The following is an 18,374-nucleotide window of genomic DNA, read 5'->3' as shown; positions in this document are numbered from 1 at the left end:
TTGCCGGGAGGTTTGAGCGAAATCAGCCTGAAACGCTTATGTGTAAAGCGTTGTCAGCTTCTATTCAAGGAGCAATATGTCCGATAAAGCCATTATTACCTGTTCCATTACCGGGGTGCTGACCGACCCGAATCAGCATCATGTGCCCGTGACGCCAGAGCAACTGGCGCAGGAAGCACGCCGAGCCTATGACGCGGGCGCATCGGTGGTGCATGTCCACTTCAGGCGCCAGGAGGAGGGCAAGGGCCATCTGCCCAGCTGGGATCCGGCAGTGGCCAGGGCCTGCGTGGATGCCATGCGTGCAGCCTGCCCGGAGCTCATCATCAATCAGACCACCGGGGTGGTTGGCCCCGATTACCAGGGACCGCTGGACTGCCTGCGTGCCACGCGACCCGAGATGGCGGCTTGCAATGCAGGCTCGCTCAACTATCTCAAAACCCGCAGCAACGGAAGCTGGGCCTGGCCGCCCATGCTGTTCGACAATCAGCCCGCCAAGGTGCAGGACTTTCTCGATGTGATGGCCGAGACCCAGACGCTGCCCGAGTTCGAGTGCTTTGATGTGGGCATTGTGCGCTGCGTGGGCATGTATGTGGAGACCGGCATGTACCGGGGCCTGCCCGAATACAACTTCGTGATGGGGGTGGAGTCAGGTATGCCGGCAGACCCGGATCTGCTGCCAATCCTGCTCAGGCTCAAGATCAAGGATGCGCCCTGGCAGACCACGCTGATCGGGCGCAGCGAGATCTGGCCCACCCATCTGCGCACGGCCGAGCTCGGCGGGCATCTGCGCAGCGGACTGGAAGACACTTTCTATCTGCCGGACGGTAGCAAGGTCACATCCAACGCTCCGCTGATCGAGCAGTTGGCGCGCTATGCGCGTGATGTGGGCCGTGAAGTCGCCACTCCCAGTGAGGCCAGGCAGATGCTGCACCTGGCGGCCTGAATCGAGGAGAGGTGGCAGATGAACACTTGTACTCCTCCTCGGACCGTGGCGCAGGCACTGGCGCAGACCGTGGCCGCTCATCCCCACAGGGATGCCTACATTGATCAGGGGCGCAGCTACAGCTGGCAACAGGTGGATGTCATGGCCAGCTCCTGGGCTGCCCATCTGTCCTCGCTGGGCCTGCGGCCCGGTGAACGCATCGGCATCATCCTGCCCAACGGTCTGCCCTGGGTGCTGAGCTATCTGGCAGCGGCGAAGACGGGGCTGGTCGTGGTGGGCCTCAGCGTCCGATACCGGGACGCCGAGCTGGACTTCATGCTGCAGGACAGCCAGGTCAAGGCCGTGCTTGCGCCGCGCGAGTTTGCCGGTTTCGACTACCAGAACTATCTGGCGCAGGCCCGTCGGCGTTTTGCGGCGCTGGAGCACCTGTTGTGGGTGGATGAAGGATTCGAGCAACCGCTGCAGTCCGGCGCGAAAGTCTTGCATGAAGGCACCGGTCCTGAACCGGATGACCTGCTGATGATCATCTACACCTCCGGCACCACAGGCAGGCCCAAGGCGGCGGGGCTGACGCATCGCTCCCAGTTGGGCTCAGCGCTGGCGCAGCACGCGCATGTGAGGGCTGTGGTGGACGATATGGTGCAACTGGCCATGCCGCTCAACCATGTGGGCGGCATTACCTGCGGCGTGCTGACCATGCTCCTGGCGGGCGGCACCTGCGAGCTGGTTCCCATGTTCAGCCCCGAGGCCGTCTGGAAGATGGCGCACCGGCATCCGCCGACCTGGCTGGTGGGCGTGCCCACCATGCTGACACTGCTGCTCATGCATCCGCTTCTGGCCGAGGTTGATATGAGCCGGCTGCGACTGATCGTGGTGGGTGGATCCAATGTGGAGCCAGTGTTGCTGCAGCGGCTGCAGCAGCAGTTTCCGGTCGTGAGCATCATGAATCTCTACGGTCTGTCCGAGACTTCGGGGGCGATCGTGATGACGCCCTGGCAGGCGGATCAGCAGGCCCTGCTGCACAGCATAGGCACGCCGCTGCAAGGGGCGCAGCTGCGCGTCGCGGGGGCTGATGGAGAGGAGCTGCGGAGTGGCGAGGTGGGAGAGCTGTGGTTTCGCGGTGCGGGGGTGATTCCGGCCTATGTGGGGCAGCAGCAGGACCAAGAGGTGTTTGCCGGCGGCTGGCTGCATTCTGGGGATCTGGGGCTTGTCGATGAGCGGGGCCTGGTCTACCTCAAGGGGCGGCAAAAAGACATGTTCATACAGGGCGGTTTCAACGTCTATCCCAGCGAGGTGGAGAGCGTGATTGCCGGTCATGCAGGCGTGCTGATGGTCGCCGGCATCGGCGTGCCGGACCCCGTGCTGGGCGAGGTGGGGCGCTACTACATCGTGATCAGACCTGGTGCCAGCGTGAGTGAGGAGGAGCTGCTCGCGCATTGCCGCCAGCAGCTCGCTGACTACAAGCTGCCGCGCCAGCTGGTGTTTCGCGCCGAATTGCCGCTGACCCCGGCAGGGAAGATCCAGAAAGCCTTGTTGCGAGCAGAGGAGTGCTGTTCATGAATGTGCAATTTGATTTTTCGGGCCGCCATGTGATGGTGTTTGGCGGCACCACAGGCATCAACCTGGGCATTGCCCAGCACTACGCGATGGCAGGAGCCAGGGTCTCGGTCGCCAGCCGCAAGCAGGCCAATGTGGATGCGGCCCTGGCGACGCTGGGGGCACAAGCCTTTGGCGTGGTGGCCGATGTGCGCGATGAGCAAGCGGTGGGCGCGGCGCTGGCGCAGGCCGTAGCCTGCCATGGGCCGCTCGACGTGCTGGTGTCTGGTGCGGCAGGCAACTTCCTGGCACCTGCAGAGCAGATGTCGTCCAACGCCTTCAAGGTGGTGGTGGACATCGATCTGCTGGGCAGCTTTCATGTCGCGCGTCAGGCTCTGGCGCATCTGCGGCAGCCGGGCGCCAGCCTGATCTTCATCACTGCGCCGCAGTCCACCGTGCCGATGATGTACCAGGCCCATGTCTGTGCCGCCAAGGCTGGAGTGGACCATCTGGCGCGGGTGCTGGCGTTGGAGTGGGGTGCCAGGGGCATTCGTGTGAACGCCATTTCCCCCGGCCCCATCGAGGGCACGGAGGGCATGCGCCGTCTGGCCCCGCAGGGCGCAGAAGGAGACGCTCTGGTGCGCAGCATGGTGCCGCTGGGGCGCATGGGCACAACCGCAGATATTGCCCGGCTGGCCATGTTTCTGGGCAGCGATGCGGCCAGCTACATCTCCGGCACGGTCATTGCCTGTGACGGCGGGGCGCAGGGCCAACTCTCGCCCATGGTTGCCGCCGCGGCGATGGCCATGCCGAAGCAGGATTAGAGACACAACAAGAAAAAGCGTGGGTTATGGGTTCCGGGTTGCACACTATCAAGGAGACAAACCATGATCGAGATGAGTCTGACGAAGGAGGCACGGCGCATCCGGCGCATTGCGCTGGGTGATCTGCTCTACCGCACGGCGCGCAAGTTCGGCAGCCGCACGGCGCTGGTCGATGGTGCTGAGCGCATCAGCTATGCCGAGCTGGATGCACGAAGCTCGCGCTTCGCGCATTATTTGCTGTCGACGCTGGGGACTGGCAAGCAGATCGGCATGTTGTGCGCCAATTCCATAGACATGGTGGTGGCCTGCAATGCCATTCACAAAGCGGGTCAGGTGTGGGTGCCCGTCAATATCAAGCTGGAGGTATCGAGCATCGACTACATCCTGCGGCATGCTGAGGTGTCGGCAGTGGTGCTCGATCAGGAGTTGCTGGCCCTGCCCGGACTGGCCGAAATTCTGCAGCAATTGCAAGTGCCGCTCATCATCACGCGCCTGCAAGTGCAGCAAGTGCAGCAAGTGCAGCAAGGACTGCCGGGCATATCGTTGACACAGGCCGAAGCAGGCCAGTCCGATACTTTGCCCGAGGTTGACATTGACGACAACCAGGCGGCCTTGCTCATGTACACCAGCGGCACTACGGGCAATCCCAAAGGCGTCGTGCATTCCCATCTGTCGGTATATGCGGCGGTCAAGGGCAATATCGACGAAATGAAATATGGCGAGGCCGATGTGCTCAGCGGCTGGTTGCCCCTGTTTCATTGCGCCCAGCATGCGCTGGTGCAGACTGCGCTGGCGGCAGGCGCTTGCACCGTGCTCACGCGACAGTTTGTGCCAGCGGAGGTGGGGCAGCTGGTAATGAAGGAAGGCGTGACGATCTTTGTCGGGCTGCCCCTGATGTATGCAGCGGTGCTGGCTGATCCGGGTTTTGCGCCCACCACGATCCGGCAATGCATCTATGCCATGGCTCCCATTCCGAAGCCCTTGATCGCCCAGATTGCGCAGCGCATGTGCCGCAATATCTCTCTGGCCACGGGGCAGACCGAGATATATCCGGCCACCATGACTTTCTACCCCTTGCTCAATGCCGAATGCGATGCCAATTTCTGGGGGCGCTCTCTGACTACTTGCGAGACCGCCGTTATGGATGATGATGGCAATCTGCTGGGAGCCTGTCAGATCGGCGAGATCGTGCATCGCGGCCCCAACGCCATGCTGGGTTATTTCAAGGATTCCAAGGCAACGGCCGAGGCACAGAAGTTTGGCTGGCACCATACCGGCGATCTGGGCAGGTGGGACGAGCAGGGCCGCATGGAGTTCATAGATCGCAAAAAGGACATGATCAAGACCGGCGGCGAGAACGTCGCCAGCGTGAAAGTTGAGGCCGTGGTGCTGGCACATCCCGAGATCGCGGCCGCTGCCGTCTTCGGCTTGCCGCACCCGCATTGGAGCGAGGCGGTCTGCGCATTTGTGATGCGCAAGCCCGGAACCTCGGTCGATGCTGACTCGGTGCTTGCTCACTGTCGTCAGCATCTGGGGGGCTTTGAAGTGCCAAAGCTTGTGCACTTTGTCGATGCCTTCCCTTCCACGGCAACAGGCAAGGTACAGAAGAACGTGATGCGCAGGCAGTTCGAGCAGATTGCCAGGGATCTATGGGGGGAGTGATGCTCGCCGTGGATTGAAAAAGGCCGGCGATAGCTGGCCTTTTTGTCATCATTCCACGGTTTCCGGTACCCAGGCAAAGACGGGGGGAGTGCGTTCGGCAATGACCTTGTTGCGAGCCTCCAGCAAGGGGTAGAGCATTTCCGGTTGGGGAACAATCCAGTATTCGCCGCGTTCGATCGCCGCAAAAACCAGGCTGGCAAACTCGTCGCTGTCCAGACCGTTTGCATCAAGCAGATGTCTCATCATGCCGTGAAACTGGGCCGACGCGGCGGATGGTGCTTCTCGGAAGATAGCAGTCTTGACCGGACCGGGAGCCAACAGCGAGACTTTGATATGCGGGGTCAGAGCGGCCAGCTCGCTGGCCAGACTTTCGGTCAACGCCACCACGGCAAATTTGGTGGCCGAGTAGGGGGCCATCAGCGGGCTCGGCAGAAAGCCGCCTACCGATGCTGTGTTGATGATACGGGCAGGTCGGTTGGCCCTGAGCAGGCGCGGCACAAAAGCGCGCAGGCCGTTGACGATGCCGTTGACATTGACCTGCCAGGCTTGCTGCCATTGGGCATCGCTGATCTCCCAGCTATTGCCGGTGCTGAGAACGCCTGCGTTGTTGAAAAGCAGATCGACCTGACCGAAAGCTGCATAGGCCTTGTCGGCCAGCGCATCCAGCGACGCCTGGCTGGTGACATCGGTGGCCACGGCCAATGCCTGATCTCCCAGCTCCAGCGCGACTTTTTCAAGGCCCGTCTGGTCGCGGTCTGCAACCACGACCTTCATTCCAAGAGAGACTGCCTTTTTGGCAAGGCCTGCACCAATTCCACTGGCGGCGCCGGTGATGACTGCAACTTTCATGATTTCCTCTTTGGCTAAATACGAATGAATTAAAGCATTCCCGGCTTATCTATATTTCTCACGAAATCCCGCTTGACAGTTATTGAAGGTGTTTACAGTCTTCGTTGATTGATTTAATAAATGCAAATAATTGCTTGACATATAAAAAACCAGGGCACAGTACGTCCGAATGGATTAATGGTTTCCACTAGGGACTGTAAACACAAACTTATTTTGTAAAGAGGAAAACTCAGAGTGATTTGAATTTGAAAAGAACAAAGAATATCAATCCTCATCGCCAATTGGTGGCGGTCAGTCAGGATTGAGGTTTGAAAATGAATCCATGCATCAGTGGTTTGGAAGGAAAAGTGGTTCTGGTCACAGGTGGTGCCTCGGGCATTGGCTTGGCCAGTGCCCAGGCCCTGGCCTCCAGCGGAGCCAAGGTGGTGTGCGCCGATCTGCAGCAAAGCCAGGACTTGCCGCAGGGCTGCGAATTTCGCAAGCTCGACGTGAGCAGCGAGAAGCTGACCAATGAGTTGGTTGCTTACATGCTGGAGCGCTATGGGCAGATTGATGGACTGGTGACTTCGGCTGGCATTTCCCGCGTGGGTGATCTGCAGAGCATGCCCTTGCAGGAGTGGGAGCAGGTACTGCAGGTCAATTTGACAGGGACCATGCTCAGCGCACGTGCCGTGGCCAGCCACATGAAGCAGCGCGCTCAGGGCTCCATCGTCACCATCGCCAGTATCAACGGCATGCTGGGTAACCCGACCAATCTGGCCTATTGCACCTCCAAGGGGGCAGTGATCCAGATGGTGCGCAGTCTGGCAGCAGATCTCGGTGCTTACGGCGTGCGGGTCAACAGCATCAGCCCCGGCTATATCCATACGCCCATGACCACCATGCTTGATGAACTGCCTGTAGGCCAGGCTTTCGAGGCCATGCATCTGCTCAAGCGAGCGGGCAAGCCGCAAGAGGTGGGTAATGCCGTGGCATTTTTGCTATCCGATATCTCTTCATTTATTACCGGGGTCAATCTTCCAGTGGATGGTGGATTCTCTGCAGCCAAAGTAATTAATATTTAAGGAATTCCAATGAAATATGATGTCATAGTGATTGGTTGCGGAATGTCCGGCATTCTGGCTGGTATTCACCTGAAGAATAGCGGAAAGAAATTCATTATTCTGGAGAAGGCCGAGACATTAGGAGGAACCTGGCGGGATAATACTTATCCTGGCCTGACTTGCGATGTGCCGTCGCACGCCTATACCTACTCTTTCGAGCCCAACCCCGAATGGTCTCGGGTACTGCCGCCCGGAGCCGAGATTCAGCAGTATTTCGAAGGTGTATTCCAGAAATACGGTATTGGCGATTTTTCGCAGTTCGGCACCGAAATCACGCGTGCCCAATGGACGGGCGATGCCTGGACGCTGCAGGATCAGCATGGCAAGCAATACCAAGGCAAGGTGGTGGTTGCTGCCACAGGTGTGCTGCACCACCCCAACTATCCGCAGATCAAGGGCCTGGAGGAGTTCGAGGGGAACACGATTCACAGTGCGCGCTGGGATCATTCGGTACCGCTGGACGGTAAAAGGATCGCCATCATCGGCACCGGATCAACGGGCGTGCAAATTGTCTCGGCACTGGCGTCGCGTGCCAGGGTGCGGCATTTCCAACGCACGGCCCAATGGATTTTCCCGGTCGAGAATCCGGCGTTCAGCGAAGAGCAGCGTGCCGAATTCCGCAGCAACCGCGATCTGCTGGTTTATCTGCAGCGCGAACCTACTTATGTGGCCAATGTTGAACGCTTTACCGAGGGTGTGCTGGATCCGAATTCGGAACAGATTCAGGAAATTCAGAGAATCTGCCAGGACAATCTGGATGGGTCTGTTACAGACGCAAGCCTGCGTGAAAAACTGCAGCCTCATTACCGGGCCGGTTGCAAGCGCCTGATTTACTCGCCCGACTACTACCAGGCGATCCAGCACCCCAACTCCGAGCTGATCACCGAAGCTATTGCCAAGGTCGAGAAAAAGGGAGTGCGTACCAGCGACGGCGTACTGCATGAGGTGGAGGTCATCGTCCTGGCCACGGGATTCAAGACCGACCGCTATGTGCGCCCCATGAATGTGACGGGCCTGAACGGAGCCACGCTGGAGCAGGCCTGGTGCGATGTGCCCACAGCATACAAGTCCATCTCGGTGCCGGGCTTTCCCAACTTTTACTTCATGAACGGGCCGACCTCTCCCGTGGGTAACTTCTCGTTGATCGATACCTCGGAAATGCAGTGGGGCTATATCTCGCAGCTGATAGAGCGTGGCCAGCAAGCCGGTGTAGCAGGGCTTTCGGCCAGGCCCGAAGCCCTGGCTCAGTACGACCAGGAGCGCTTGCAGGCCGCCAAAGGCTCGGTCTTCGGCTCGGGCTGCAACAGCTGGTATCTGGACAGAAACGGTGTGCCCAACACCTGGCCTTGGTCGCAGTCGCGCTTCAGGCAGGAGATGAGTGCGCCGGTGTGGCAGGACTATATCCACCACCAGACCGAAGAGCTTGTGGCCTGAGTGCCGCCTTGCGCCCGTCCTGGTCGGGCGCGTTCCATCAACTTCAAGGAGTCCCAATGCAGATTCACCCCGAAATGGCTGCCGTGCTGGAGCAGTTCAAGGATGCTCCGCCCATGGATTTTGTGGCCACTCCGGTCCCCGAAATCCGCAAGCTCATGGACCACATGGCCTTCCCGCCTGCCGACCTGCCCATGCATGAGGTGCGTGAGATCGACATCCCCGGGGGTGACGGCCAGCCGCTCAAGCTGCGTCTGTACCGTCCCAGCACCGCGCAGGCAGCGCCGGTCATGGTCTATTTTCACGGTGGTGGCTGGTGCATAGGCACGCTGGAAACGCATGACAACCTGTGCCGCCACCTGGCGCGCCTGACTGGCATGAATCTTGTGTCGGTCGATTACCGTCTGGCTCCCGAGCATGTCTTTCCCGCCGCGCTGGACGACGCCTATGCCGCCACTCGCTGGGTGGCGCAGCATGCGGCCGAGCTGCATTGCGATGCGCAGCAACTGATGGTGGCGGGGGACAGCGCGGGGGGCAATCTGGCCATTGCCACCTGCCTGCGGGCAAAAGAAGACGGCTGGAAAGGCATAGCCCAGCAACTGCTGCTCTATCCGGTCTGCGATGCGCATATGGATGCGCCATCGTATGCGCTTTATGGGCAGATGCCGTTTCTCACCACCGAAGCCATGGCCGCGATGTGGCGTCACTATCACCCCGCCATGCCTGCACACCCGCTGGCTTCCATCATGCAGTACCCCGATCTCGCTGGTTTGCCAGCAGCGGTGCTGGTGACTGCGGAACTGGACATATTGCGCGACGAAGGAGAGGCCTTTGGCCTGCGCCTGCATCAGGCCGGAGTGCCGGTGGCCTGCCTGCGGGCTCAAGGCATGTTGCATGGGTTTGCAAATTTCAGCACCCTGGTGCCGGCGGTGGCAAGCTTGCTCGAAGAGGCTTGTGCAGAGCTCCACCAGGTCAAGTCCTTGGGGCTTGCTCAGCCTTGAATTTTGCAACTGTTCATGTATACAGTTGTGTGTGATGGATGCCTCAGTTTTATCCCCGCATCATGTGGACGCTCTTGTGGAAAACTATGCTTTCAAGCCTTGAAACCCGCGCCAGATGGCGCTTTGCACGGATTGCTTAAAAAATAGACGATTTGAGCGAAGGCACTGAACCAAGGGTTTTTACCAGTGGTTCTGAGGCTGTAAAAAAGCCCGCCAACCGTTGCCGGTAGCGGGCTTTTTTTGAGGGCTCAAACCTGCTCAGGAAAGTTGCTGAGGCGTGGGGCGTGTGCGGTAGAACTGCATGGGAGACTCTTTCATTTCCTTGGCATGCTGGTTGAGCACGGACTTCTTCATCTTGCCCACCACATGCATCTCGCAGGGCTTGCAGTCAAATCGCAGTGTGAGCTTTTCCTTGCCGTTGATCAGCTGCAGCGGCTCTGCCTTGATGGTGCCCTTGACGCCGATCACGCCTTTGGCCTGCTTGGGGCACAGGCTCATCGAGAAGCGCACGCAGTGCTTGGTGATCATCAGCGAGACTTCGCCTTCCTCTTCCTTGCTTTCGTAGGCGGCGTCGATGATCTTCACGCCATGCTTCACATAGAAGTCATGGGCCTTCTGGTTGTAGACATTGGCCAGATAGGTCAGCGTGTCTTCAGGAAAAGGCACGGGTGGCTCCACGGGCTTGGCGCGGGGCAGGCGCACAAAGCCGTCGGCGCGGGCCTGCTCCAATGCGGCCACGGCATCGCGGCGTAGCTGGTTGAGCACCGATGCCGGGACAAACCAGGGCTGGCTCAGGCTCAGTGAGATATCGTTCACCTCGAAAACCGTGGCGCCAAAACGCCCCAGCTGCTCGCGCAGCGAGGCCTGGGCCTTTGCGGTATCGGTAGCGCTCTGGTGCTCCTTGTCAATGGCGGCCGCGCCGACAAAGCCGTCCTCATCGGTCAGCGTCAGCGCGAAGCCTGAAGCGGTCTCCTTAAACTCGGCCCACAGACCGATGCGGCGCTCGCTGGACTTTTTCTCCAGCGTACGCACCCAGTCCATATCGCGGTTGCGGTTGATTTCCAGGCCCTTGCGCAGGTCCTTGAATTCGGCAATCTCGTTCTTGGGGAAGACACGCCAGATGCCTTTTTTGGCACTCACGCATTCGGCACGGTTGATGTGCACGCCCACCAGTTCCTTTTGCAGATCGTAGTAGCACAGACCGTCGCCGTTGTGCAGCTCGGTGGCCTTGTCGCTGGTCTCGATCTCGAACCATTTGTCGCCGACCTGGGTCACCCAGCCGATGGCACGACCCGGTGTCTTGGGCGTGTCGAAGGCGCCGATGTCATCCTTGCGTCCGTTGACGAAGTAGTCGGTGAACTCGCGGTTGAAGTTCTGGTCCGGATCGGGTTCGAACGAGAAAGTGGTGCGGCCTGACGACGAGCGCGCCAGCGGCTGATCGGAGAACTCGCGCTCCTCGATGATTTCGTCTAGCAGCTTGCGGTAATGGGCCGTGATGTTCTTCACATAGCCCATGTCCTTGTAGCGGCCCTCGATCTTGAAGCTGCGCACGCCGGCATCGATCAGCGCACGCAGATTGTCGCTCTGGTTGTTGTCCTTCATGGACAGCACGTGCTTTTCATGCGCGATGATGCGGCCGCTGGCGTCCGTCACCTCATAGGGCAGGCGGCAGGCCTGGTTGCAGTCGCCGCGGTTGGCGCTGCGACCCGTGTGGGCATGGCTGATGAAGCACTGGCCCGAGTAGGCCACGCACAGTGCGCCATGCACAAAGTATTCGATGGTGGTGCGGCTCGGGTCTGTCGCGGCGCGCACGGCGGCAATCTGCTTCAGATCCAGCTCGCGCGCCAGCACGATCTGCGACAGACCGGCGTCCTGCAGAAAGCGGCCCTTCTCGGGCGTGCGGATGTCGGTCTGGGTGGACGCGTGCAGCTGGATGGGTGGCAGGTCCAGCTCCAGCAGACCCATGTCCTGGATGATCAGTGCATCGGCTCCGGCGTTGTAGATCTGCCAGGCCATATCGCGCGCGCCCTGTAGTTCATCGTCGCGCAAGATGGTGTTGAGAGTGATGAAGATGCGGCTGCCGAAGCGGTGGGCATGCTTGATGAGCCGCTCCAGGTCGCGGATGTCATTGCCTGCCGTCGCGCGCGCACCAAAGGCCGGTCCGCCGATATAGACGGCGTCCGCGCCGTGATTGACGGCTTCGATGCCGATATCGGCGTCGCGCGCCGGGGACAGGAGTTCGAGCTGGTGGGGCAGGAGAGACATAGGGGCAGGATTATCTCAGCAAGCCCTGGTTTCGGCACAGTGGCGGGTAATCGCCTGTATCAATGGCCGCGTGGGCTGAAGGTTCGGGGGAAAACCACGGCTTCGCTGCGGTCCGCCAGCCGGTAGCCCATGGCGGGGCGGTTCGATGTGCCTTCCACATGGCCGGCCTCGACCAGAAAGTTCGCTGCCAGCATGCGGGTGCGAAAGCCGCTCTTGTCCACGCTGCGCCCCAGCACGGTTTCATAGACTTGCTGCAACTGGGGCAGGGTGAAGGGCTCGCTGAGCAAAAAAGCGGGGAGAGAGGTGTATTCGACCTTGCTGCGCAGACGTTCAACCGCCGTCTGCAAGATGGTGCCATGGTCGAATGCCAGAGCAGGCCGGCGCAGCAATTCATCCACTTCGAACCAGGCCACATCGGCCGCATTGGCGCCTTTCGTCAGTTGCAGCTCATGTGCGGGAATCAGCGCAAAGTACACATGAGTGGCCGACCAGCCGCGCGGATCACGGGTCGCACCACCCCAACTGCCAAGCTGCTCCAGATAGGGGCTGTCCACACCCGTCTTCTCCTTGAGCTTGCGCGCGGCGCAGGCCTGCAGATCGGCATCCAGATCCACGTTCACAAATCCGCCAGGCAAGGCCCAGAGGCCGGGAAACGGATCGTCTTCATGGCCTGGGCGTTGCACCAGCAATACATTCAGGCGGCCCTGGGCAATCGTGAAGATCACCACATCCACCGTGGTGTAGGGGCGGGGAAAGTCCGGCGCTGGCTTGGAGTGACGCTGTGTAACGGTCATGAATCAGGCTTGACTGGATGAATGTTGGGTTGTATTGTACAACTTGCTTAAGTTGTTCAATGCAACTTAAGCGGGAAAGACCAGGCGGTCCCTGGCTGCTCAGGCAGCGCAAGCACCTGTCGGGAGCCAGGCAGGCCGCCTGGAACAAAGAGAAAAAGAGAACAAGAAAATGAAAGACCAAAACACCACCGCGCGCAGCAAATTCCTCAGCCTGGTGCTCAGGCACAGTCCCGAGACCATAGGGCTCAAGCTCGACGAAGCGGGCTGGGCCCGGACCGATGAGCTGCTGGCCTGCCTGGCGCGCTCCGGCCGGCCGACCCGTCTGGAGGAACTGCAGCGCATCGTGGCGGACAACAACAAGCAACGCTATTCCTTCAGCGCGGATGGCAAGCGCATACGTGCCAATCAGGGCCACTCCATCAAGGTCGAGCTGGGCCTTGAGGCAAGGCGCCCTCCGGCTGTGCTCTACCACGGCACGGCCACGCGTTTTCTGGATGCGATTTTTCATGAGGGCCTGAACCGGCAGTCACGCCACCATGTCCATCTTTCCGAGAGCCAGGCAGTGGCTGCTCAGGTCGGCAGTCGTCACGGCAAGCTGGCCATGCTGCAGGTGGACGCCGAGCGCATGCAGGGCGAGGGCCATGTGTTCTACCGCTCCGACAACGGTGTGTGGCTGACCGATGTCGTCCCTGCCCGGTATCTGCTGAAGCTGGCGCCATGAATGCCTCGGGAATCATCGCCGTCGACGCAGATGGCGTGTTGCTGGACTACAACCTGGCATATGCATCAGCCTGGGAGCGGGTATTTGGCGAGCGACCTGTATTGACGCAGCCTGACGCCTACTGGGCCATGGAGCGATGGGGTGTCGCCAGCTTGCAGGGCGAGGCTCTGAACCGTTTTCGAGCCGGCTTTGATGCGCAGTTCTGGTCAAGCATTCCCGCGATTGACGGAGCGCTCCAGGCTTGCGAGCAGCTGTGCGCTGCGGGGTATGAGCTGGTCTGCGTGTCGGCGATTCAGCCGCAGTTCGCCGAGGCTCGGCAGACCAATCTGCGCAAGCTGGGCTTTCCCATATCGCGTGTGGTCGCCACCAGCGGCCGTGCCGATCCGGGTCCCAGCCCAAAGGCACAAGCCCTGGCGCAGTTGAGACCTCTGGCATTTGTCGATGACTTTCTGCCGTATTTCGACGGCGTGGATGCCCGGATTCACAAGGCGCTGGTGCTGCGCGAGCAAGGCGGGTCACCCAATGCCGGGCCGGGTCTGCAGGCCATTGACTCCACTCATGCCACTTTGGCGGACTTTTCCCGTTGGTGGCTGACTCATTATCAAGAAGAACAGACATGAACCGAGATTACGATATTCGATCCGTAGCCGATCTGGTGGCCCAGCTCGACCAAGGCTACCGCCCCAAATACCTTTGTTTCTGGGGCCATCAAGCCGAAAGGAATGGCTCGGTGGGCAAAGGCTGTCTGAGCCAGTGGTTTTCTGCTCCATTCACCGTCCAGGGGGATCGCTTTGCCACGGCGGAGCATTTCATGATGGCAGGCAAGGCACGGCTGTTCGGGGATGAAGAGGCGCGCGCGCAGGTGCTGGCTGCACCGTCTCCTGCCAGTGCCAAGCAGATAGGGCGCAGCGTGCGCAATTTCGACGAGGCTCGCTGGAAGGCGGAGTGCTTCGACATCGTGGTGAGTGCCAATGTCGCCAAGTTCTCCCAGAACCCGGCCATGGGGGAGTTTTTGCTGAGAACCGGCGAGCGTGTGCTGGTCGAGGCCAGTCCGCGCGACCGCATCTGGGGCATAGGCCTGAGCGCCGCCCATCCCGACGCCGAGCAGCCGCGCAAATGGCATGGACAGAACCTGCTGGGTTTCGCCCTGATGGCCGCGCGCGCGCAGCTGAGGGCTGGACAATGAGCACGCTGGACCGTTTTGAAGGCGCTCTGCTGGGGCTGGCTTGCGGCGATGCCGTGGGTACGACGCTGGAGTTTCGGGCGCGCGGCAGCTTTGTGCCGCTGACCGATATGGTGGGGGGCGGGCCGTTTTCACTGAGGGCCGGACAATGGACGGATGACACGTCCATGGCTTTGTGCCTGGCCGAGAGCCTGGTCGCCAAAGGCGGTTGCGACCCCGGGGACCAGATGGCGCGTTATGCGAACTGGTATCAGTGGGGCTACTGGAGTTCCACCGGTCAATGCTTTGACATCGGCATGGCAACGCGCGAGGCGATACAGCACTATCTGCGCACCGGCAATGCGCTGGCGGGAAGTGAAGATGCGCGCAGCGCCGGCAATGGCTCGCTGATGCGGCTGGCCCCGGTGGCCATGGCGTATGCCCATGACGAGCAAGAGGTGCAGGAGCGGGCGGCGCTGAGCTCTCGCACCACGCATGCGGCTGCCGAGTGTCTGGATGCCTGCCGTCTGTTCGCCGTGGCACTGAGCCGCGCCCTGCGGGGCGCAGACAAGGCGCAGGTGCTGGATCTGGCTGCGTTGCCGTTTGGCAGCCCGCGCATCGCCGAGATTGCACAAGGCAGCTGGCGCAGCAAAAGCCGCGAACAGATCCAGAGTTCGGGCTATGTGGTGCATAGTCTGGAAGCTGCTTTGTGGTGTTTTGACAGGCTCGATAGCTTTGAAGCCGTCGTGCTGGAGGCAGCCAACCTGGGTGACGATGCCGACACCACTGCGGCCATTGCTGGCCAGATTGCGGGTGCGTTCTGGGGGCGCAGCGGCATTCCTGCGCACTGGCTGGAAAGACTGCATCAGCAGGCCGATATTCGCGCGCTGGCGCAATCGATTTATGCGCTGAATCAGGGGCTGGCCCGATAGATCTTGCGTGACCATGCGCCCTTCGCGGGACCTGTTCACACCTTGCAAGTAGGTCGCAGGCCCTTGGTTGTTGCAGCGCAGGTCGCGAGAGCCGTACCGGGTCTGCGCGGTCTGCGGGTGCCTGTGGTCGTGGCCGTGGTGAACATCCAGGCCTCCAAAAAAGCTTGCCCGCCAGCCAGGAAAGTCCGGCGCAGCGTGCACCATCCCTGTCAACGCGGCACAATCAAGGCGCTGAGTTGGCGACGGTGCGAGAGCTAGGTCGGCAGCTTCAGCCGAAAGCCGAAATATCCCCCGTAGCCGGAGTCTGTGCTCAACGCCGAAAGAGCCGAGCCTGCTCGGGCTTGCTGGCAATTGCTCCAATGGAGTTCTGGTTCTTACACTCCAGAGATTGCCCCTTCGCTTGCACATTGAACTGGTATCGCAGGCTTTGCCGCTACGCTTGAGGCTTTGGCCTGGCGAAGGCTTGCATGCCACAGCCTTCCGCTTCATCAAGGAGAAAGCATGTCCATGACTGATCGCTCGGCCCAGAGCCGCCGTGTCCGCACCTCGTGTTCCCTGAGCCTGGCGCTGGTCGCTGTGTCCCTGACGTCCGCCCATGCAGCGGATGCGGAAAAGCCTCTGGTGGTGCGCATCGCCCATGGCGGCCCAGTCTCGGGTCCTATCGCCGCCTTGGGCAAGGATGAGGAAAATGGCGTGCGCATGGCGATTGACGAGCTCAACGCCCGCAAGCTGCAACTGGGCGGCCGCCCCGTGCACTGGCAGCTGGAGGCAGGCGATGATGTGGGTGACCCCGGCCAGGCCACGGCGTTGGCACGCCGTTTCTGCGACAAGAAGGTGGCGGCAGTGGTGGGGCATCTTCAGTCGGGCACCACGCTGCCCGCAGCCAAGATCTACAACGACTGCGGCATTCCCAATATCACCCCGGCAGCCACCAATCCCGCGATTACCGAGGCCGGCTATGACGACACCTTCCGTGTCATCGCCAATGACCGGGCCATGGTCAATGCCTTGCTGGACTATGCCGTCAAGCATCAGGGCGTCAAACGCATCGCGATCGTGGATGATCGAACTGCCTATGGACAGGGCATCGTCAAGCTGTTTGAGGCCGCAGCGGCCGAGCGCGACGTGCAGATTGTCGACAAGCAGTACACCAGCGACAAGGCCACGCAGTTTTCGCCCATTCTCACGGCCATCAAAGGCCGTAAACCCGATGCGATCTTCTTCGGCGGCCTCGATGCGCAGGCTGCTCTCATGCTGCGTCAGATGTCGCAGCTGGCCATGAATCAGGTGAAGTTCCTGGGCGGTGATGCGCAATGTTCGGAGCGCCTGCCCGCCATGGCTGACAAGGTGCCGGCGCTCAAGAATGTGGTTTGCGTGATGAGCGGCAGCTCTCTGGGCAATATGCCCGGTGGTCTGCTCTGGAAGCAGAAGTATGACCAGCGCTTTCCCGGCCAGTATCAGGTCTACAGCCCTTACGCTTATGACGCGACCATGGTGCTTGCGAAGGCCATGCTGAGTGCCGATTCAGCTCAGGCCGAGGCCTATCTGCCCCGCTTGCGCCAGACGCGTTACGAGGGGGTGACTGGCACGATTGCCTTTGATTCGCAAGGCGAGTTGCAAAGCCCGCGGGTCACGCTTTATGGCTATGACTCCGGCGAACGCAAGGAACTGGTGATCAGCGGTCATTGAGCGGTATCGGTGTTTCTCAAAGGAATATCCGTCAAGCCATTGACTGTCAGGCGCATATAGCTATGGATTTTGATACTTCCGTGCACGAACACTTCATGCGCGAGGCGCTGGAGCAGGCGCGCTGCGCCGCCGACTGTGGCGAAGTGCCGGTGGGGGCCGTGGTCGTCAAGGACGGGCAGGTCATAGGCCGTGGTCATAACCGCCCGCTCTCGGCCCAGGACCCCACGGCCCATGCCGAGGTGCTGGCCCTGCGCGAAGCAGCTCGGACTCTCGGCAATTACCGGCTTGACGGCTGCACGCTGTATGTGACGCTGGAGCCCTGCACCATGTGCAGCGGCGCCATGCTGCATGCGCGTGTGGACGCCGTGGTCTATGGCGCGCCCGAACCCAGGACCGGCGCCGCCGGATCGGTGCTCGACGTCTTCGGCTACGCCGCCATCAACCACCAGACGCGGGTGCTGCGCGGCGTGCTGGCAGCGCAATGCTCGGCACTGATGGCAGAGTTCTTCCAGCTGCGACGCCTGGAAAAAAAGGCGCAGCAGCCGCACCCGCTCAGGGACTGGGCGCTGCGAAATGCCGATGAGGCGTTTGCCGGCCTGCCCGCCTGGCCCTGGCAGCCGCAGTGGCGCAGCGACCTGCCGGCGTTGCAGGGGCTGCGTCTGGCGGTGGTCGATGAAGGGCCAGAGGATGCCGCACTGACCTGGCTGTGTCTGCATGGCAGCCCGGGCTGGGGCTATGGCTTCCGGCATCTGCTGCCCGATTTGCTCGCTGCCGGTCATCGCGTGGTGGTGCCCGATCTGCCGGGTTTTGGCCGCAGCGACCAGCCCAAGAAGGACAAACGGCACAGCGCGCCTTGGCATTTGCAAATCATCGCCGAGCTGATCGAAGCGCTCAATCTGCGGCGGCTGGTACTGGTCGGGCAGGGCGATGGCGGCCGCCTGGGTCTGGCTGCAGCGCAAGCCCTGCCAGAGCGCTTTGCCGGTGCCTGGCTCATCGATACCTGGCCGCTGAACACGCAGCCGCAGCAGCGTCAGCAATGGTTTGAACAGGCTGCGCGCAAGCCCGGTTGGGATGTGGCCAGTGCCATGGCCGAATTGGACGGGAGCAGCAATGCCGAAGAGGCCTGCGCCTGGAATGCACCGTTTGCGCAGCCTGGCCATCGGGCCGCACTCAAGGCCTGGCCGCGCCTGCAGACCGAGCTGGCTGCGCCGCCCGCCGATCTGCTGCAGCAATGGGCGCAGGCCGACAGGCTGTGGCTGCAGCCCGCAGTCACGCAGCAGCCCGTGTCTGCTGCGCAATGGCAGGCAGCCTGGCTGCAGGCCGTGCCGCAACTGGCGGCGCAGACCAGGGTCTGGCGGCAAACCCAGCCTGGCGCTCCGGTTCCTGCTGCACAGCAGGGCGGCGGTGCAGCGGCTGTGGAATACTTTGCGCCGTAGCCCGATCGGCCAGGCCGGCGGAGCAA

The 18,374-nt window shown here is 61.2% G+C and carries 16 protein-coding genes; 13 read left to right on the top strand and 3 right to left on the bottom strand.

All coding sequences use genetic code 11. From position 1 onward, the window contains the following. Window positions 1-76: 76 nt before the first annotated feature. The 4 genes from CTATCC11996_RS21940 to CTATCC11996_RS21925 all read left to right on the top strand — a co-directional run bounded on the left by CTATCC11996_RS21940 (window position 77) and on the right by CTATCC11996_RS21925 (window position 4,965). On the top strand, window positions 77-943 hold the full coding sequence (locus CTATCC11996_RS21940) for a beta-keto acid cleavage family enzyme (protein ID WP_003080624.1): 867 nt from the start codon (window positions 77-79) through the stop codon (window positions 941-943). Between the two features lie 18 nt (window positions 944-961). Continuing rightward, a complete protein-coding gene (locus tag CTATCC11996_RS21935) occupies window positions 962-2,503 on the top strand; it encodes a class I adenylate-forming enzyme family protein (protein WP_034350003.1) in 1,542 nt (513 codons plus the stop codon). Further along, the gene (locus CTATCC11996_RS21930) at window positions 2,500-3,303 is read left to right on the top strand and encodes an SDR family oxidoreductase (protein WP_003080617.1); all 804 of its coding nucleotides are present in this window, start codon (window positions 2,500-2,502) and stop codon (window positions 3,301-3,303) included. The genes CTATCC11996_RS21935 and CTATCC11996_RS21930 overlap by 4 nt, the downstream gene beginning before the upstream one ends. A 63-nt stretch (window positions 3,304-3,366) precedes the next feature. Continuing rightward, window positions 3,367-4,965 carry a class I adenylate-forming enzyme family protein gene (locus tag CTATCC11996_RS21925; protein ID WP_003080615.1) on the top strand — a complete coding sequence of 533 codons (1,599 nt, stop codon included), beginning with the start codon at window positions 3,367-3,369 and terminating at the stop codon, window positions 4,963-4,965. A 48-nt stretch (window positions 4,966-5,013) separates the two neighbouring features. Here CTATCC11996_RS21925 and CTATCC11996_RS21920 read toward each other — a convergent pair whose 3' ends face one another. Then, window positions 5,014-5,814 carry an SDR family oxidoreductase gene (locus tag CTATCC11996_RS21920; RefSeq protein WP_003080612.1) on the bottom strand — a complete coding sequence of 267 codons (801 nt, stop codon included), beginning with the start codon at window positions 5,812-5,814 and terminating at the stop codon, window positions 5,014-5,016. Window positions 5,815-6,128: 314 nt separating this feature from the next. On the opposite strand from CTATCC11996_RS21920, the gene CTATCC11996_RS21915 reads away from it, so the two are divergent. From CTATCC11996_RS21915 to CTATCC11996_RS21905, 3 genes are read left to right on the top strand one after another with little or no spacing between them, the layout of a single operon-like run. After that, window positions 6,129-6,878 carry an SDR family NAD(P)-dependent oxidoreductase gene (locus tag CTATCC11996_RS21915; RefSeq protein WP_003080609.1) on the top strand — a complete coding sequence of 250 codons (750 nt, stop codon included), beginning with the start codon at window positions 6,129-6,131 and terminating at the stop codon, window positions 6,876-6,878. 9 nt (window positions 6,879-6,887) lie between these two features. Next, a complete protein-coding gene (locus tag CTATCC11996_RS21910; protein ID WP_003080607.1) occupies window positions 6,888-8,351 on the top strand; it encodes a flavin-containing monooxygenase in 1,464 nt (487 codons plus the stop codon). Window positions 8,352-8,407: 56 nt separating this feature from the next. Beyond that, a complete protein-coding gene (locus CTATCC11996_RS21905) occupies window positions 8,408-9,349 on the top strand; it encodes an alpha/beta hydrolase (protein WP_003080606.1) in 942 nt (313 codons plus the stop codon). Between the two features lie 258 nt (window positions 9,350-9,607). Here CTATCC11996_RS21905 and CTATCC11996_RS21900 read toward each other — a convergent pair whose 3' ends face one another. Together CTATCC11996_RS21900 and CTATCC11996_RS21895 are read right to left on the bottom strand one after the other, a co-directional pair. Continuing rightward, entirely contained in the window at window positions 9,608-11,614 is a 2,007-nt protein-coding gene (locus tag CTATCC11996_RS21900; RefSeq protein WP_003080604.1) for a peptidase U32 family protein, read from the bottom strand. Window positions 11,615-11,673: 59 nt separating this feature from the next. Continuing rightward, on the bottom strand, window positions 11,674-12,408 hold the full coding sequence (locus tag CTATCC11996_RS21895; protein WP_003080602.1) for an NUDIX hydrolase: 735 nt from the start codon (window positions 12,406-12,408) through the stop codon (window positions 11,674-11,676). Between the two features lie 169 nt (window positions 12,409-12,577). Here CTATCC11996_RS21895 and CTATCC11996_RS21890 point away from each other — a divergent pair, with 169 nt between their 5' ends. From CTATCC11996_RS21890 to tadA, 6 genes are all read left to right on the top strand, one after another. Further along, complete coding sequence (locus CTATCC11996_RS21890) at window positions 12,578-13,129, top strand: RNA 2'-phosphotransferase (RefSeq protein WP_003080600.1); 552 nt, start codon at window positions 12,578-12,580, stop codon at window positions 13,127-13,129. After that, entirely contained in the window at window positions 13,126-13,749 is a 624-nt protein-coding gene (locus CTATCC11996_RS21885; RefSeq protein WP_003080598.1) for a 5' nucleotidase, NT5C type, read from the top strand. Before CTATCC11996_RS21890 ends, CTATCC11996_RS21885 begins: the two co-directional genes overlap by 4 nt. After that, window positions 13,746-14,315, top strand: coding sequence for an NADAR family protein (locus tag CTATCC11996_RS21880; RefSeq protein ID WP_003080596.1), 570 nt, complete (start codon window positions 13,746-13,748; stop codon window positions 14,313-14,315). Before CTATCC11996_RS21885 ends, CTATCC11996_RS21880 begins: the two co-directional genes overlap by 4 nt. Further along, the gene (locus CTATCC11996_RS21875; RefSeq protein WP_395939631.1) at window positions 14,246-15,223 is read left to right on the top strand and encodes an ADP-ribosylglycohydrolase family protein; all 978 of its coding nucleotides are present in this window, start codon (window positions 14,246-14,248) and stop codon (window positions 15,221-15,223) included. The genes CTATCC11996_RS21880 and CTATCC11996_RS21875 overlap by 70 nt, the downstream gene beginning before the upstream one ends. Before the next feature lie 501 nt (window positions 15,224-15,724). Continuing rightward, window positions 15,725-16,912 carry a branched-chain amino acid ABC transporter substrate-binding protein gene (locus CTATCC11996_RS21870; RefSeq protein ID WP_003080592.1) on the top strand — a complete coding sequence of 396 codons (1,188 nt, stop codon included), beginning with the start codon at window positions 15,725-15,727 and terminating at the stop codon, window positions 16,910-16,912. 62 nt (window positions 16,913-16,974) lie between these two features. Beyond that, on the top strand, window positions 16,975-18,348 hold the full coding sequence (tadA, locus tag CTATCC11996_RS21865; RefSeq protein WP_003080590.1) for a tRNA adenosine(34) deaminase TadA: 1,374 nt from the start codon (window positions 16,975-16,977) through the stop codon (window positions 18,346-18,348). Window positions 18,349-18,374 lie beyond the last annotated feature (26 nt).

Origin of the sequence: Comamonas testosteroni ATCC 11996 (assembly GCF_000241525.1) — a bacterium.
In the GTDB taxonomy this organism is placed as follows: domain Bacteria; phylum Pseudomonadota; class Gammaproteobacteria; order Burkholderiales; family Burkholderiaceae_C; genus Comamonas; species Comamonas testosteroni.
This window is presented reverse-complemented; position numbering and strand designations above follow the sequence as displayed.